20 protein-coding genes are annotated in these 15618 nt (G+C 43.5%); 19 read left to right on the plus strand and 1 reads right to left on the minus strand.

Annotated features, from left to right (window positions below; translation table 11 throughout):
* Positions 1–199: 199 nt before the first annotated feature.
* Positions 200–775, minus strand: coding sequence for a cob(I)yrinic acid a,c-diamide adenosyltransferase (locus tag FFM73_RS10480; RefSeq protein ID WP_171001278.1), 576 nt, complete (start codon positions 773–775; stop codon positions 200–202).
* Between the two features lie 326 nt (positions 776–1101).
* On the opposite strand from FFM73_RS10480, the gene FFM73_RS10485 reads away from it, so the two are divergent.
* The 19 genes from FFM73_RS10485 (at position 1102) to FFM73_RS10575 (ending at position 15330) form a co-directional block, all read left to right on the plus strand.
* Positions 1102–1398 (plus strand): BMC domain-containing protein, encoded by a 297-nt coding sequence (locus FFM73_RS10485; RefSeq protein WP_089136220.1) that lies wholly within the window; start codon positions 1102–1104, stop codon positions 1396–1398.
* A 78-nt stretch (positions 1399–1476) separates the two neighbouring features.
* Positions 1477–2193, plus strand: a complete 717-nt coding sequence (gene pduB / locus FFM73_RS10490) for a propanediol utilization microcompartment protein PduB (protein ID WP_137631686.1) — start codon at positions 1477–1479, stop codon at positions 2191–2193.
* A gap of 14 nt (positions 2194–2207) precedes the next feature.
* Positions 2208–3884, plus strand: a complete 1677-nt coding sequence (locus FFM73_RS10495) for a propanediol/glycerol family dehydratase large subunit (protein ID WP_137631687.1) — start codon at positions 2208–2210, stop codon at positions 3882–3884.
* Between the two features lie 21 nt (positions 3885–3905).
* Positions 3906–4649 carry a propanediol/glycerol family dehydratase medium subunit gene (locus FFM73_RS10500; RefSeq protein ID WP_137631688.1) on the plus strand — a complete coding sequence of 248 codons (744 nt, stop codon included), beginning with the start codon at positions 3906–3908 and terminating at the stop codon, positions 4647–4649.
* A gap of 11 nt (positions 4650–4660) precedes the next feature.
* Complete coding sequence (locus FFM73_RS10505; RefSeq protein WP_137631689.1) at positions 4661–5191, plus strand: diol dehydratase small subunit; 531 nt, start codon at positions 4661–4663, stop codon at positions 5189–5191.
* Positions 5192–5206: 15 nt separating this feature from the next.
* Entirely contained in the window at positions 5207–7042 is a 1836-nt protein-coding gene (locus FFM73_RS10510) for a diol dehydratase reactivase subunit alpha (protein WP_137631690.1), read from the plus strand.
* On the plus strand, positions 7039–7407 hold the full coding sequence (locus FFM73_RS10515) for a glycerol dehydratase reactivase beta/small subunit family protein (RefSeq protein WP_137631691.1): 369 nt from the start codon (positions 7039–7041) through the stop codon (positions 7405–7407). The genes FFM73_RS10510 and FFM73_RS10515 overlap by 4 nt, the downstream gene beginning before the upstream one ends.
* Complete coding sequence (locus FFM73_RS10520; protein WP_137631692.1) at positions 7404–7922, plus strand: BMC domain-containing protein; 519 nt, start codon at positions 7404–7406, stop codon at positions 7920–7922. The genes FFM73_RS10515 and FFM73_RS10520 overlap by 4 nt, the downstream gene beginning before the upstream one ends.
* A gap of 16 nt (positions 7923–7938) precedes the next feature.
* Complete coding sequence (locus tag FFM73_RS10525; RefSeq protein WP_290123441.1) at positions 7939–8214, plus strand: BMC domain-containing protein; 276 nt, start codon at positions 7939–7941, stop codon at positions 8212–8214.
* A 134-nt stretch (positions 8215–8348) separates the two neighbouring features.
* Positions 8349–8852: a PduM family microcompartment protein gene (pduM, locus tag FFM73_RS10530; protein WP_137631693.1), complete on the plus strand. Its 504-nt coding sequence runs from the start codon at positions 8349–8351 to the stop codon at positions 8850–8852.
* Positions 8834–9106 (plus strand): EutN/CcmL family microcompartment protein, encoded by a 273-nt coding sequence (locus tag FFM73_RS10535; protein ID WP_054656307.1) that lies wholly within the window; start codon positions 8834–8836, stop codon positions 9104–9106. Before pduM ends, FFM73_RS10535 begins: the two co-directional genes overlap by 19 nt.
* Before the next feature lie 13 nt (positions 9107–9119).
* On the plus strand, positions 9120–9695 hold the full coding sequence (locus FFM73_RS10540; RefSeq protein WP_137631694.1) for a cob(I)yrinic acid a,c-diamide adenosyltransferase: 576 nt from the start codon (positions 9120–9122) through the stop codon (positions 9693–9695).
* A gap of 4 nt (positions 9696–9699) precedes the next feature.
* Positions 9700–10176: a GlcG/HbpS family heme-binding protein gene (locus FFM73_RS10545; protein WP_089136224.1), complete on the plus strand. Its 477-nt coding sequence runs from the start codon at positions 9700–9702 to the stop codon at positions 10174–10176.
* A gap of 320 nt (positions 10177–10496) precedes the next feature.
* Entirely contained in the window at positions 10497–11615 is a 1119-nt protein-coding gene (locus FFM73_RS10550; RefSeq protein ID WP_137631695.1) for a 1-propanol dehydrogenase PduQ, read from the plus strand.
* Between the two features lie 234 nt (positions 11616–11849).
* Positions 11850–12194 carry a BMC domain-containing protein gene (locus FFM73_RS10555; protein WP_054656309.1) on the plus strand — a complete coding sequence of 115 codons (345 nt, stop codon included), beginning with the start codon at positions 11850–11852 and terminating at the stop codon, positions 12192–12194.
* An 11-nt stretch (positions 12195–12205) separates the two neighbouring features.
* Positions 12206–13189, plus strand: a complete 984-nt coding sequence (locus tag FFM73_RS10560) for an oxidoreductase (protein WP_137631696.1) — start codon at positions 12206–12208, stop codon at positions 13187–13189.
* A gap of 3 nt (positions 13190–13192) precedes the next feature.
* Positions 13193–13975 (plus strand): tyrosine-protein phosphatase, encoded by a 783-nt coding sequence (locus FFM73_RS10565; protein ID WP_137631697.1) that lies wholly within the window; start codon positions 13193–13195, stop codon positions 13973–13975.
* A 43-nt stretch (positions 13976–14018) separates the two neighbouring features.
* Positions 14019–14729: an MIP/aquaporin family protein gene (locus FFM73_RS10570; RefSeq protein WP_137631698.1), complete on the plus strand. Its 711-nt coding sequence runs from the start codon at positions 14019–14021 to the stop codon at positions 14727–14729.
* A 124-nt stretch (positions 14730–14853) separates the two neighbouring features.
* Complete coding sequence (locus FFM73_RS10575; protein WP_137631699.1) at positions 14854–15330, plus strand: EutP/PduV family microcompartment system protein; 477 nt, start codon at positions 14854–14856, stop codon at positions 15328–15330.
* Positions 15331–15618 lie beyond the last annotated feature (288 nt).

The raw sequence follows: 15618 nt of genomic DNA on the forward strand, positions 1-15618 counted from the left end.
TAGTCACCTTAGAAGCTACCGCAAATGCGGGGTTTTTGCATATAATTTGCTTTAATCAATGGGCTACTCGACAAATGTTACAAAACTAGCACTACACGTTAAAGTATCAATTTAATGACATTATTTGTGTATCGGACCAAAAAAGCTTCGTAATGGTTTGTTTTAACCATTACGAAGCTTTTTTGGTGTCATTTATGATTTATTTGAACACTGGGTTACCGTTCCGGTATAAAATGTCGTCTTGACCATTTTTCACATTAGCGTAGCGGGCTGCGGCAAAGAAGTAATCGGACAAGCGATTAATAAATACCATGGTATTGGCATTAATACTATCTTGTTCTTGCAGTGCCACTATTCGGCGTTCTGCACGACGGGTGATCGTTCGTGCCACGTGAAAGGCGGATGCTTCCGGTGAACCACCGGGTAAAATGAAGCGGTCGATCTTCGGTGCTGCTGCAACGTACTTATCAATTAGATCTTCCAGCCACTTCGTTTGTTTAGCAGACAAGTCATCGGTAAATACGTACTCGTGCTTTTTATCCGTTGAAATAGTTGCTAAGTCTCGGCCAATATCGAATAGAATTTGCTGAATTTCTTCTAGTTCAGCACGCATTTCCTGCGTCTTGCTAGTTAAGATCGAGGCAGTATAACCGACCCATGAATTAAGCTCATCGACTGTTCCGTAAGCTTCAACCCGACTGTCACTTTTAGGGATCATTGATGCCCCAATAATTTGAGTCTTACCTTTGTCACCATGTCGCGTATATATTTTCATCAGTTTACCTCCAGGTTTTCTTACTTTTTATAACATATGTGTATATAAGTCAATAAATATTTGGAATATTAACAAGATAGTACCAAAAAAACCAGCTGATGTACATAAATTTGATAATTACTTTTTAAAACTGTCAGTATGCCAAGTTGTATTGTGAAAATAATACTTTAATGCAAAAAGTATCAATATTGTGACCTTGTGATGTTCATATCAATCATAAAAAGACCAGGATTCTCTAAGATAGTGCTAGCAAAATCCCATATAATAAAAGCACTTTCAATTGATGGAAGCGAACAAGTTCACAAACTTAAGGAGGCTATACAATTATGGGACAAGAAGCTCTTGGATTAATCGAAACTAAAGGTTTAGTTGCGTCAATCGAAGCTGCCGACGCCATGGTTAAAGCTGCAAACGTTAACTTGGTTGGACAGGAGAAAATTGGACACGGGCTGGTAACAATTATGGTTCGTGGCGATGTTGGCGCTGTTAATGCATCTGTAGAAGCAGGTGTTGCAGCAGCTGAAAACATTGGCGAAGTGGTTTCGAGTTACGTAATCCCTCGTCCGCATCAAGATGTTGAAAAGATTTTACCAACAACACCATCACCTGCTGAAAAGAAGTAGAGAATGGAACGATAATTACTTAACCTTTATTGCTGATTAAAGGTAGTAGAGATTACTTAACAAGTCAGGAGGGAAGACATGAATGATTTTCTAAATTCAACGAGCTCCATTTCTGAGTTCGTTGGTGCAAGTCATATCGGTGACACAATTGGGATGGTTATCCCAGCTGTTGATCAACTTTTACTGGATAAATTGACTTTAACTAAGAAGTATTCAGTAATTGGTATTTTAAGTGCTCGTTCAGGTGCCGGTCCACAGATCTTATCAATGGACGATGCCGTTAAAGCAACCAACACTGAAGTAATTGATATTGAATTGCCTCGTGATACTAAAGGCGGTGCCGGTCATGGGTCTTTGATCTTAATCGGTGGCTATGATCCTTCAGATTGTCGTCAAGCGATTCAGGTTGCTTTGGATGGTCTGCCAAAGCACTTTGGTGATGTTTATAACTCACCAGCAGGACATTTGGAATTACAATTTACTGCTAGTGCAGCGGGCGCATGCCACTTGGCATTTGGTGCACCTGTTGGAAAAGCATATGGTTTAGTTTGTGGCGCGCCTTCAGGTATTGGTGTTGTCATGGCTGATACAGCAATCAAGACGGCTTCAGTAGACGTCTTATCATTTGCTTCACCAGGTCATGGTACCAGTTTCTCTAACGAAGGTATGGTTCACATGAGTGGTGATTCAGGAGCTGTTCGTCAAGCTGTTATGGCCGGCCGTGAAGTCGGACTGAAGTTATTAGCTGAATTAGGCAAACAACCAGTTGCTGATTTTCCATCTTACATTAAGTAGGGAGGGCAAAAATCTTGAAAAGACAAAAACGATTTGAAATGCTAGAAAAGCGTCCCATTCATCAAGATGGTTTTGTTAAAGAGTGGCCTAGCGAAGGTTTAGTTGCCATGATGGGTCCTAACGATCCAAAGCCAAGTATCAAGATTGAAAATGGCGTTGTGACTGAACTTGATGGTAAGAAGCGCGAAGACTTTGATTTGATTGATTCATATATTGCTGAATATGGGATCGTATTGGACAACGCCGAAAAGGTTATGGCCATGGATTCTACTAAGATTGCTAATATGTTAGTTGATCCCAATGTCTCACGTAAGGATGTTATCAAAGTTACCTTATCATTAACCCCAGCTAAGGCTGAAGAGGTTATTAGTAAGTTGAACTTCGGTGAAATGATCATGGCCGTTCAAAAGATGCGTGCTCGTCGTACACCAGCTACCCAAGCTCACGTTACCAACGTTCGTGATAACCCAGTTTTGATTGCCGCTGATGCTGCTGATGCCGCTCAACGTGGGTTCCCTGAACTTGAAACCACCACTGCGGTTGCTCGTTACGCTCCATTTAACGCCATTTCATTGTTAGTCGGTGCTCAAACTGGTCGTCCAGGTGTCTTATCTCAATGCTCTGTTGAGGAAGCTACCGAATTAAACTTAGGTATGAAAGGCTTCACTGCTTATGCTGAAACCATTTCTGTTTACGGGACTGACCAAGTCTTTACCGATGGTGATGATACACCATGGTCTAAAGGATTCTTGGCATCTTGCTACGCTTCACGTGGTTTGAAGATGCGGTTTACTTCCGGTTCAGGTTCTGAAGTTATGATGGGCTACACCGAAGGCAAGTCAATGCTTTACCTTGAATCACGATGCATCTTTATCACCAAGGCTTCAGGTGTTCAAGGCCTGCAAAACGGTGGTGTTAGTTGCATTGGTATTCCAGGTGCCGTTCCTTCAGGTATCCGTTCAGTATTAGGTGAAAACCTCTTATGCATGATGATGGATATCGAATGTGCTTCTGGCTGTGACCAATCATTCTCACACTCAGATATGCGTCGGACTGAACGTATGATCGGTCAATTTATCGCTGGTACTGACTACATTTCATCTGGTTACTCATCAACACCTAACTACGATAACACCTTCGCTGGTTCTAACACTGATGCTTACGACTACGATGACTACTACATCATGGAACGTGATTTGGCTGTCAATGGTGGGATTCACCCAGTTGACGAACAAGATATCATTAAGATTCGTAGCAAGGCTGCCCATGCTATCCAAGCTGTCTTTGATCAGTTAGGTCTGCCAAAGATTACTGATGAAGAAGTTGAAGCTGCTACCTATGCTAACAGTTCAAAGGATATGCCAGATCGTAACATGGTTGAAGATATGAAGGCTGCTCAAGAATTACTTGATCGTGGTATTACTGCCATTGACATCGTTAAGGCTTTGAATGACTCCGGCTTCAAAGACGTTGCTCAAGCTGTTCTTGACCTTCAAAAGCAAAAGGTCTGCGGTGACTTCCTGCAAACATCATCCATCTTCGACAAGAATTGGAACATCATTTCAGCTGTAAACAACCCTAATGATTACCAAGGCCCTGGTACTGGATATCGTCTACAAAACGATAAGGATGAATGGGAACGAATCAAGAATGTGCCATTTGCGATGGATCCTGGACACATGCAATTCTAGCCAGCTAAGGAGGTAAGTGCTGTGTCAAATACTATTGATGAAGATTTACTCAAACGAATTATTAAACAGGTACTAGTTGAATCAGGTGTTAAGACGACTGATAAGCCAATTTCATTCAAAGATGACAAAGGGGCTGCAACTGCTACGGCAGGTACGCCAACTGGAACTCAGACCGCTGAGGACCGCTCAACTTTGGATCATGCCGTACCTGAAGAAAAATTGGATTGGTTCAAACATACCGGTGTCGCTAAACAAGGTTTCTCTCAAGACGAAGTTGTGATTGCGGTTGCCCCAGCTTTTGCTGAAGTTTTAACTAAGAACATGACCGGATTATCTCACAAAGATATCTTACGTCAGCTTGTCGCAGGGATCGAAGAAGAAGGACTCAAGGCCCGTGTCATTAAGGTCTACCGGACTTCTGATGTTTCGTTCTGTGCCGCTGAAGGTGATAAGCTTTCTGGTTCTGGAATCGCAATTGGTATCCAATCAAAGGGTACAACTGTTATTCACCAAAAGGACCAAGACCCACTGTCAAACTTGGAATTATTCCCACAAGCACCAGTTTTGACGTTGGATACTTACCGTCAGATCGGTAAGAACGCTGCCCAATATGCAAAGAGTATGTCACCTAGCCCTGTTCCAACGGTCAACGACCAAATGGCTCGTGTGGCTTACCAAGCTATTTCAGCATTGTTGCATATTAAAGAGACGAAACAGGTTGTTGTTGGTAAACCTGCTGAAGAAATCGAAGTTAACTTTGATTAGGAGGTATCAGAATGAGTGAGATTGATGATTTAGTCGCAAAAGTTGCTAGTCAACTCGGTGCACAAGTAAACCAAAGCTCAAGTTCATCTAATACAGACACTGATAACACTTCAAGTCTGCCATCTAAAGAACTTGATGCCAGCGACTATCCACTATTTAAGAAGCACCCAGACTTAGTAAAGTCAGCATCAGGTGAAGATTTAAAGGACATTACCTTTGATAACGTCTTAAACAACAAGATCGGACCAAAGGATCTGCGGATTGCACCAGATACATTACGGATGCAAGGTCAAATTGCTAAGAGTGCCGGTCGTGCTGCTATTCAACGTAACATGCAACGGGCCGCTGAATTAACCAAGATCCCCGATGCTCGTTTACTGGAAATGTACGGTGCATTACGTCCATACCGGTCAACTAAACAGGAATTATTGGATATTGCAGATGAATTATTAAACAAGTATAACGCCAAAGTATGTTCAAACTGGTTCAAAGAAGCAGCTGACAACTACGAAACCAGAAAGAAGCTGAAAGGCGATAACTAGTTAGGAGTGGACGCGATGAAACGAGTTATCGGTGTAGATATCGGGAACTCATCGACGGAAACTGCCTTAGCCGAAGTTTCGGATGATGGCCAAATTAAATTTATTGGTTCAGGAATAGCGGCAACGACTGGCATCAAAGGGACTAAGCAAAACATGACTGGTATTCGAGAATCAATCAGCCGGCTGCTTAAACCCACGAAGTTCGAAATTGACGATATTGACCTGATCCGGGTAAATGAAGCCACACCAGTTATTGGTGATGTGGCGATGGAAACCATTTCTGAAACGATTATCACTGAGTCAACGATGATTGGGCATAACCCCAATACTCCAGGCGGTCTCGGCATTGGTGCCGGATATACCATTGGACTATTGGATCTGGTTAAACAAGCCGATCACAAACGTTCATACATTGTAGTGGTACCTGGTGGCATTGATTTTGCTGATGTTGCTAAGCTGATCAATATGTACGTTAATTCTGGTTTTAAGATTACGGCGGCAATTCTTCAAAATGATGATGGTGTTCTGGTTGATAATCGGCTGGAACACAGGATTCCAATCGTCGATGAAGTATCACTGATCGATAAGGTGCCAATTAACATGTTGGCGGCCGTTGAAGTTGCTGATAAAGGGCGAGTCATTTCCCAATTATCCAACCCATACGGTATTGCAACGCTGTTTAATCTGACATCGGAAGAAACTAAAAATATCGTGCCTGTCTCACGTGCCTTAATTGGCAACCGTTCCGCGGTTGTCATTAAGACGCCTGAAGGTGATGTTAAAGCGAGAATCATTCCTGCTGGGAGTATCAAGATTCAGGGTGATACTGGCAGTGAAAGCGTTGACGTGGCTGGTGGTGCTGATGCCATCATGAAGAAGGTCGGCGATTTCCACAGTATTGCCGATATTACTGGTGAATCTGGTACTAACGTTGGCGGTATGCTGGAAAAGGTTCGTCAAACCATGGCGGATCTGACTGGTAAACAGAATAAGCAAATTGCTATTCAAGATTTACTAGCCGTTGATACCAACGTGCCCGTTAAGGTTCAAGGTGGTCTAGCCGGTGAGTTCTCTAACGAACAAGCTGTTGGGATCGCTGCGATGGTTAAGTCAGACCACCTGCAGATGCAACGCATTGCGGACTTGATCCACGCTCAAATGGGCGTTCAAGTTGAAATCGGTGGTGCTGAAGCTGAAGCTGCGATTCAAGGTGCTTTGACCACCCCAGGGACGACTAAGCCAATTGCCATTCTTGATTTAGGTGCCGGTTCAACCGATGCTTCGATCATTAACAAGCAAAATGACATCGTTGCCATTCACTTAGCCGGCGCTGGTGACATGGTTACCATGATCATCAATTCCGAGTTAGGATTGCATGACGAAAGTTTGGCTGAAGAAATTAAACGCTATCCGTTAGCAAAAGTAGAGAATTTATTCCAAATTCGTCACGAAGACGGTTCCGTTCAATTCTTCGAAAAACCGTTACCATCTGATATTTTTGCAAAAGTTGTTGTTGTTAAGCCTGATGGTTTCACACCAGTTCCGAATAATCTCAATATTGAACAGATTAAGATGGTGCGCCAAAGTGCTAAGAAACGGGTCTTCGTTGAAAACGCTATCCGAGCATTGAAGCACGTGAGCCCAACAGGTAACATTCGTGATATTCCATTCGTGGTCATTGTGGGTGGTTCAGCATTGGACTTTGAAATTCCACAATTCGTCACCGATGAATTATCACATTACAGCTTAGTTGCCGGTCGAGGTAACATTCGTTCGATTGAAGGGCCACGAAACGCTGTGGCAACGGGGCTAATTATTTCTTACTCCCGTGAAAGAAGGGCTCAGTCATGATCGAAACTGATAGTCATATTCCGTCGATCGTTTTGGCTGTCCCCCAAAAGGGAGCGGATTTAACTAACCTGTCCGAATTATTAAATGGCGTCGAAGAAGAGGAAATTCCCCTCTCCGTTGCCGTCATTAATGAGGGTGACAAAGTTGACAATGCTTATCAAGCAGCGCTTCATTCTAAACTGGCAGTCGGAATAGCGTATGATGCGCAATCAGTTGTCTTGCACTATAAAAACCTGCAGCCACGAGAACCATTGTTCACCGTCCCAATGCAAAATAATGCTCAACTTCGCGCACTGGGTGCTAACGCTGCTCGATTGGTGAAAGGCACGCCATTTAAACTGTTCAAAGGGAGTGAAACCGAATGAAATCATTAGGGTATCTAGAAGTTGAGGGTTTAACAACCGGGATTTTTGTAGCGGATAAAATGCTCAAAACAGCCGATGTTGAATTGCAACCTATCCAAAGTGCCATGGGCAGTGGCTGGTCAATGATCAGTATCACTGGCGATGTTGCTGCGGTGCAGGTCTCAATTGAAGCTGGTAAAGAAGCAGCTGGTGATCACGTGATCAGTTCAGTCGTGATTCCTAATCCTGCTGAAGGTATTCCAGGTCTTGGCGATGATGATGCCATTTTAGGTAACACCAAGCCTCAACCAAAGAAGACCACTTACCCAATTAATAAATCTGCCAAGAAGTCTGAGTCTGTTGCGCCTACACGGCCGAAGTCTTCATCAACAACGACTAGGTCTAACACGAAACCAAGTTCACGGCAGAATGCTAAGCCAAGTCCGAAGCCGAACACAAAGTCAACTGGGAATAAACCAACTGACAATAAAGCAAACAATAGTAAGAACAACAGAAACAATAATAACGACAAGTAATAAATTGGAGGAAAAAATTATGAACAATGCATTAGGAATGATCGAAACTAAAGGTTTAGTAGCCTCTATTGAAGGTGCAGATGCCATGGTTAAAGCTGCTAACGTCACTATGGTCGGCCAAGAAAAGATCGGTAGCGGATTAGTTACTGTTATGGTTCGTGGCGATGTTGGTGCCGTTAAAGCCGCAGTTGATGCCGGTGTTGCAGCAGCTGAAAACATTGGTGAAGTTGTTAGCTCATATGTCATCCCTCGTCCACACGCAGAAGTTGAAAACATTTTACCAAAGGCTTAATTCTTATCAACAACCATTAACAGCATTGGGCAATAACTGCTGAAGTTGATGCAGATGAGGTCAATGCTAACGTTGGTACAGACGCAGCCGGTAAAATCATCGAATGTGTGCGAATGAGAATGTGGGGTGATTAAGTGAATGAATTAATGGCGAAAGTTATTAAAAAAATTCGCGACCGCCAGACACAATCTATTCAAATCACTTATTTCAATAATTCCAGCGCACCAGGTCCTGAGGTTTTTGTCAACAATGCAACCGTTGACATCATGAATATATCATTGCAATTGCTGAAAGATTTATACAGTATGAACACCGAAAATGAGTGGGTAAAGTGGATCGCTCAAGGGTTTGAATATGATATCAATTTTCGCTTTGAAGTCTCTGCGAAAGTTGCCAAGTTCCTGCCCGTTAAGATGATCCGCGACTGGCCGGTACTCTTCGTGGTTGACGCGAAGCGGCCAGTCCATTCATTCAGACGTCGATATGTATCACGTGCCGCAGTAGCCGACATCGCTGATAAATCCGTCGTTGTATTGACACAAGATCAAAGATTAACTGCTGATGCAGAAGAAATTGCGAGATTCAAAGACATTCAATTACAAGTTAGGAATGATGTAGATTGTATATGGCAAAAGTGATTGGCAGCGTGGTTTCAACTCAAAAGGATAAATCACTCGTCGGTCGTAAACTAATGATCGTCCAACCAATTGATGCTGAAGGCAAATCTACGCGTTCTCAGGAAGTCGCTGCTGATACAGTCGGTGCGGGAGTTGGCGAATTCGTACTGCTAGTACATGGTGCCGGTGCCCGTAAAGCTAACGTCGGTGAGCGAACACAACGCGATGTTGTTGATTGCGCAATTGTTGGAATTATAGATACATTTGATTCTTGAAAGGGATGATCTCTTGGCTATCTATACAAAGGGTGGCGATAAAGGACAGACCAGCCTGTATGATGGGCTGAGAGTCGACAAAGGTTCTACTAGAGTTGAAACTTACGGTTCGTTTGACGAGTTAAATGCAAATGTCAGCTTGGCAGAGAAGATGTGTGTCTCAGAGAAAAATAAGGAGATTCTACGACGAGTAGAATATAAGATGTTTTTCTTGCAGGGCGAAATTGCCACATCTGATACGAAGAAGTTCTTGCAAAATAGTAAGTCAATTACTGATAAGGATACCAAGTATCTCGAGTCAGTCATTGATCAGTACACGGAAGAACTGCCCAAAGTTGCCAGCTTCATTTTACCCGGAACGAGTTTAGCAGGTGCTCAACTTCACGTTTGTCGAACAGTCTGTCGGCGTGCTGAGCGACAATTTGTTCGCTTCTCAAAGGAGAACAAGACTCGCCCAGAACTAGAAAGATACGTCAATCGCATGTCTGACTTTTTCTACATCATTGCCCGGTCAGAGGATCATGAGGCCCAGCTCAATGATCTAGTAGATGAAGTTTTCAAGCGATATAAAGCATGTAAAGAGGGATAATACGATGAATGAAGAACACATTGGCGAAATTATTAAGGGTATTTTGGCAGAAGATCAAAGTGCCGATCCAGTTTTCGATAAAAAGCGGATGGAAGATGCCATCAATGATGGGATCGCTAAAGCTAACGAATTAGGTGTCGGCGTAACGTTCTGCTTTCTCGACTCAGGTCGGGTAGAGCGGATGCTTTACCACATGCCAAATGCTAACTTAGTAAGTAGCGAATTGGCTCCTAAGAAGGCTTGGTCAGCATTCTCAATGAAGATGCCAACCAAAGACTTCAGCAAAGACATTCAACCAGGTGGCCCATTGTACGAAATGGGAACCAGCTTGGGTGGTAAGTTAGTATCATTCCCAGGCGGTATTCCATTGAAGATCAACGATAAGTTCATTGGTGCGGTTGGTGTCAGTGGCGGTTTAGTCGAAGAAGACGAAGCCATCTGTGAAGCCACAGTTGCTTCCTTTATGAAGAGGCTGGGTTAACATGGACAAAGTTGAAGAGCAGATCAAGCAGATCTTGGCTGAGGAACTATCCCATTTCGTAACTGATGGCGATAAGAAACCAGCCAGTAAATAATGATTGAAAAATCTTCAAGACTGTCGATGAACTCATGAGACTGTTTTAGCCACTCACAAATTCTAGATGATCTTACGTTGGTACGGGTGCTGTTGTTAATGTGCACGCTTAGGTGCGTCAGTATTAATAACAGCACCCACTGGTGAAGAAATAGTTGTTGCGTACATCAGCGTCGTTTCGATCCACCAGAAGTATTTTTACTCGTATATGGGAGGCATAATAAGTTATGGAAACATTTTCAGTTCCTACAAAGATTTTTTCCGGAGTTGATAGTCTAAACCAGCTGTCAACGATTTCTAAAGAAAAGATTTTTATGGTGTGTGACGCGTTTCTGCCGAATACACCAACCCTTAAAGAAATTACTAGTAAGGTTAACGGTTCTAACGAAGTCTCCATCTTTTCAGATGTGAAACCTAACCCACCGCTGCCAAATATTATCGAAGGTGTTAAGCAGTATATCGGTGTTAAGCCAACGGTTATCGTTGCCATTGGTGGTGGTTCAGCAATCGATACTGCCAAAGCCATTCGGTTCTTTGGTGAAAAGATTTTGGGCGAAGAAGTTAAGTGCTTCTTTGCAATTCCAACCACTAGTGGTACTGGTTCAGAAGTTACTAATACCAGTGTCATTTCTGATCCTGATGCAGGGCGTAAATTCCCTATTTTGGACGATCATCTGACACCAGACTATGCACTTTTGGATCCTAAACTGGTTATGACGGCACCTAAGAGTGTATCCGCTTACTCCGGCTTGGACGTTATGACTCATGGGCTAGAATCATTAGTTGCCCGTGATGCTAACGTGATTACTGAAGCCTTGTCTGAAAAGGCCATTGATGTCATTGCACACCACTTAGTTGGCTGTGTAAATGATGGTACTGACGTTCACGAACGTCAGATCGTGCACGAAGCTTCTTGTGCAGCCGGTTTGGCCTTCAATAATGCCGGTCTTGGAATCTGCCACTCAATTGCCCACCAATTAGGTGCCGAGTTCCATGTTCCGCATGGCTTAGCATGTGCAATTCTGTTGCCTTATGTTGTCAGCTACAATGCCAGCAAGAGTCCTGAAGCACTGAAGAAGTACGCCGATGTTGCTCGCAAGACTGGTTTAGCTGCTCACGGTATGGGCGATAAGATTGCGGTTCATCATTTGACTAACTACATCAAACAAATGATGCGTGAGATGCACTGTCCTGCATCATTGACTGCATTTGGTGTTGATCCTAGTGAAGCCGATAAGAAGTGCGCAACCATTGTTGCAAATGCTAAGAAGGATGCTACGTTCCCTGGCAATCCTGTTGTACCGACTGACGAAGATTTAGCTGCCATTTACCAGGACGCTATTTAGTCTGAGCCAGTGGTATTACAGCCGGCTTCGGTGAGCATTCAAATCTGGTTTGCAAGATGATACTGTAAATCAGGCTATGGGGGATTAGCGTTAATCACCCAAAATGCCCAAAAGACTCTGAAAATTAGTACGGATGGCACTCCGGTTCATGTTGCAGTCATTCCAACTAATGAAGAGCTTGTTATTGCAAAAGATGTGATGAGCATCGCAGGACTTTAAAAAGGGGGTGTTACCTTGGCTAGAGACATTCAACGTACGATTCAGGAATATGTTCCAGGTAAGCAGGTGACGTTAGCGCACATTATTGCTAATCCCACACCGGATATTTATGAGAAACTTGGGATCCAAACACCTAAAAATGCACTTGGTATCTTGACCATTACCCCTGCTGAAACTTCTATCATTGCTGGCGATATTGCCACCAAGACTGGCAATGTTAAACTGGGCTTCATTGACCGGTTTAGCGGCTCAGTTGTGATCGTGGGTGAAGTATCTGAAGTCGAGTCGGCTCTAAAGCAAGTGATTGCAACACTTGGTGATATGTTAGGCTTTGATACACCTAACATTACTAAAACTTAGGAGTGATTAGCATGGACATATCGCCCATTTTGAAACCGTTTAAAATTAGTAACAAATTAGAATTACAAAATCGCATCGTGCTTGCGCCACTCGATATGCAAAACGCACTGTCTGATGGCCGGGTTAGTCAACGCGCAATCACTTTTCATCGTGGCCGGTCACGTGACGTTGGTTTGGACGTTGTCGGTTCTGCGTACGTTTCGCAGGACGGCAAGCCTGGTAAGCACTCTTTGAGTGTTTCACGGGATGCAGATATTCCGGGACTAACGAAGCTAGCGGCAACGATTCACGGTGATGGTTCTAAGGCCATCTTGCAGTTAGTCCACGCCGGTCGAATGACGACCAAGGCTACCACGGGTACACCAATCGTGGCGCCAAGCGCGATTGCTGCTGGTTATGGTGACTTTCCAAAGCCGACTGCCTTAGATGAGGACGGTATTAACCGCATCATTAAGGACTTCTTATCCGCAACGGATCGGGCCTATAAGGCTGGGTTTGATGGCGTTGAATTGCACGGGGCAAGTTCGTTTCTGCTGCAGCAGTTCCTGTCACCAATGTCCAACCGCCGGCGTGATCAGTTCGGTGTTAATCTGGTTGGCCGCTTACGGTTTGCAACTATCTTAGTGACCAAGCTGGTGAAGTTAGCCAAGTCGTTATCACCAAATTTTGTGGTTGGCTATCGTTTAAGCCCAGAAGAACACCAAGCCGAGGGAATATCATTAAGTGACACGATTGGTTTAGCAGCAGTGTTGAGCCACCTCGGAATTGATTATTTGAGCTTATCGTTAAAGAACTATAAGCAATCCGCTTTGGTATTGCCTGAAGTGACTAACGTCGTCAAGATGTTCTCTAAAGTGGTTCACTGTCCGGTTATTACGGTTGGTGGAATCAACTCGGTCGACACTTTAACCGATGCACTGAACCAGGCTGATTTGGCTGGTGTTGCATCTGCACTGATAGATGATCCAAATTGGGTTAAAAAATTGGGGTTGTAAGGCATGGTGAATTTATTGACGGTCCCGGGTGCATTTAATGTACGTGACCTAGGCGGTATTCTAGGCCGGGATAATCGAAAAATTATTGACCATAAATTGATTCGTGCAGGGTACTTATCGGATATTAACGAGACGGGGAATCAAAACCTGTTAAATTATGGGGTGAAGACGATCATTGATCTGCGTTCACCAGATGAGGTCAAGACTTATCCCGATAAGCTATCCGCTGAATTTAACTATCTTAAAGTGCCCATTTTTCCCGACGATGTCACGGCTAGTACGTCGACATTGGATGAAATTAATACTCGATACGCTCGCGATTCGGAGTATGGCTACGAGCGTATGTTGCAATCATATCGGAGAATGGTAATTGATCCGCACGCAATTTGTGGCTATCGTGCATTCTTTCAAGCGATTCTTGATCATCGAACTGACGGTGGAATCCTATTTCACTGTTCAGCTGGAAAGGATCGGACAGGCATCTGCAGCTATTTGCTTTTGGCAGTACTGGGAGTGAATACTCAGCGGAACCTGCAGGATTACTTAGACAGCAATTCCGCTTCGAAAGACCGTATCAACTCGCGGATACAAGAAGCTAAAAATAAACAGCTAGGACAGCGTTTCGTGAATTCTATCCATGATTTAGCTGTTGTCAGTTTGGATTACATTGAGCAGCCGCTGTCGCTGATCAACTACGAGTTCGGTGGTATGACCGCTTTTATTAAAGATGAAATCGGTCTTAGCGGCTCTGATAGTGATGCAATATGCGATGCATTTTTAAAATGATTAGTTGTTGGATCAAACTAGACTTAAGAAACGTGGTGAAAACATGAATGGTTTTATTGGAGAGTTTTTTGGGACGATGGTCCTGATTACACTAGGTGCAGGTACCGGTGCCAGTTTTAACTTGAACAAGGCTTATGCCCAAGGCGCAAACTGGCTGTACGTATCTCTTTCCTGGGGTCTGGCCGTAACCATGGGTGTTTATACTGCTGGTGTTTTGGGGTCTGCTGGACACCTTAACCCTGCAGTAACGATTGGTTTTGCGGTTGCTGGACTGTTTAAGTGGAGCTTGGTTGTTCCTTATCTGTTAGGACAATTTTTAGGAGCCTTTGTTGGGGCGGCAATTGTGATAATTCACTTTTATCCGCACTTTAAGGCAACTAAGACCGAAGAGGAAGGTAACCAAGTTGGGATCTTCGCAACTGTACCTGCAATTAGCGCACCAATTTGGAACTTTCTTTCAGAAGTCATTGCAACGTTCTTCTTTGTTTTTATCCTACTGAACTTGGGTAACTTTACTCAAGGTCTCAAGCCACTGATTGTTGGGTTAGTCATCACCGTCGTTGGTACTGCACTTGGTAGTACTACCGGATTCGCCTTGAACCCAGCTCGTGACTGGGGTCCACGGTTGGCATACACGATTTTGCCAGTACCTAATCGTGGGCGCACACACTGGGAATATGCATGGGTTCCAATGTGTGGACCACTCGTTGGTGGTATTGCTGCTTCGTTACTAGAAGTCGCTTTACTCAAATAGCAATTTATATTACTCGTTTATGAGTAACATCATTTTTAGAGTCAGTTTAAAAAATGCATTCACATTAACTGTGGATGCATTTATTATTATCTATGTAAGATGTCATCATTTGGAGGTAAGCATAATGGGCAAACGACCAATGTTTGTTGGTCCGATTGGGTGCGGTAAAACGTCGCTCATTCAGCGATTAACGGATCAGACGTACCATTACAATAAGACACAATCAATTGAATATATTCAAGACTACATTGATACGCCGGGTGAGTTTATTGAACACCGGAGAATGTATACAAACATTGCCACTACGGGAATGGAAGCCAGTGTGATCGTGATTATTCAAGCGGTTAACGATAACCGCTTGATTTTTCCTGAAGGCTTCTCCACCATGTTCAGCAGTCCGGCAATCGGTGTCGTTAATAAAATTGATTTGATCGATAACGATACTGAATCAGAAGACTTTCAGCGCGTTGCTGGTCAGTTAAAGCGTGCAGGCGCTTCAACAATCGTACCGGTATCAGCCTTAAAGGTCACCAATATCGATCAATTATCACAGCAGATTCATAATTACTTAACACCCAAGGATTGGGATGTTAAGCAGTAATAATATACGAAAAAACGAAGTTAAGTTTCCTGAATGGGGAAATTTCACTTCGTTTTTTAGGGTCTTTGTCAAACGGTGTTGATTAACGACTTGATTATATTTAGAGCTTTCTCTTCGGAGGAAGCTCTTTGTTGCTTACGGGATTTGAGTGGTCGAGATCGGAAATATCGGGACTTTGTACCCTTTAAATGGATTTTGGGTACACTAAATAACCCTTTGTTCTAGGGGCATTCGCAATAGGGACTAAGCAGCGATTTGGAAGATTCGGATAAACATGTTTTCTTGGTT

The sequence above is a fragment of the Secundilactobacillus hailunensis genome, assembly GCF_005405185.1.
GTDB lineage: Bacteria > Bacillota > Bacilli > Lactobacillales > Lactobacillaceae > Secundilactobacillus > Secundilactobacillus hailunensis.

Excerpts from the sequence above, each read along its gene's own strand:
- FFM73_RS10480 (WP_171001278.1), bottom strand. The coding sequence starts at position 775 with ATGAAAATATATACGCGACATGGTGACAAAGGTAAGACTCAAATTATT.
- FFM73_RS10485 (WP_089136220.1), top strand. The coding sequence starts at position 1,102 with ATGGGACAAGAAGCTCTTGGATTAATCGAAACTAAAGGTTTAGTTGCG.
- pduB (WP_137631686.1), top strand. The coding sequence starts at position 1,477 with ATGAATGATTTTCTAAATTCAACGAGCTCCATTTCTGAGTTCGTTGGT.
- FFM73_RS10505 (WP_137631689.1), top strand. The coding sequence starts at position 4,661 with ATGAGTGAGATTGATGATTTAGTCGCAAAAGTTGCTAGTCAACTCGGT.
- FFM73_RS10510 (WP_137631690.1), top strand. The coding sequence starts at position 5,207 with ATGAAACGAGTTATCGGTGTAGATATCGGGAACTCATCGACGGAAACT.
- FFM73_RS10515 (WP_137631691.1), top strand. The coding sequence starts at position 7,039 with ATGATCGAAACTGATAGTCATATTCCGTCGATCGTTTTGGCTGTCCCC.
- FFM73_RS10520 (WP_137631692.1), top strand. The coding sequence starts at position 7,404 with ATGAAATCATTAGGGTATCTAGAAGTTGAGGGTTTAACAACCGGGATT.
- FFM73_RS10545 (WP_089136224.1), top strand. The coding sequence starts at position 9,700 with ATGAATGAAGAACACATTGGCGAAATTATTAAGGGTATTTTGGCAGAA.
- FFM73_RS10550 (WP_137631695.1), top strand. The coding sequence starts at position 10,497 with ATGGAAACATTTTCAGTTCCTACAAAGATTTTTTCCGGAGTTGATAGT.
- FFM73_RS10560 (WP_137631696.1), top strand. The coding sequence starts at position 12,206 with ATGGACATATCGCCCATTTTGAAACCGTTTAAAATTAGTAACAAATTA.
- FFM73_RS10565 (WP_137631697.1), top strand. The coding sequence starts at position 13,193 with ATGGTGAATTTATTGACGGTCCCGGGTGCATTTAATGTACGTGACCTA.
- FFM73_RS10570 (WP_137631698.1), top strand. The coding sequence starts at position 14,019 with ATGAATGGTTTTATTGGAGAGTTTTTTGGGACGATGGTCCTGATTACA.
- FFM73_RS10575 (WP_137631699.1), top strand. The coding sequence starts at position 14,854 with ATGGGCAAACGACCAATGTTTGTTGGTCCGATTGGGTGCGGTAAAACG.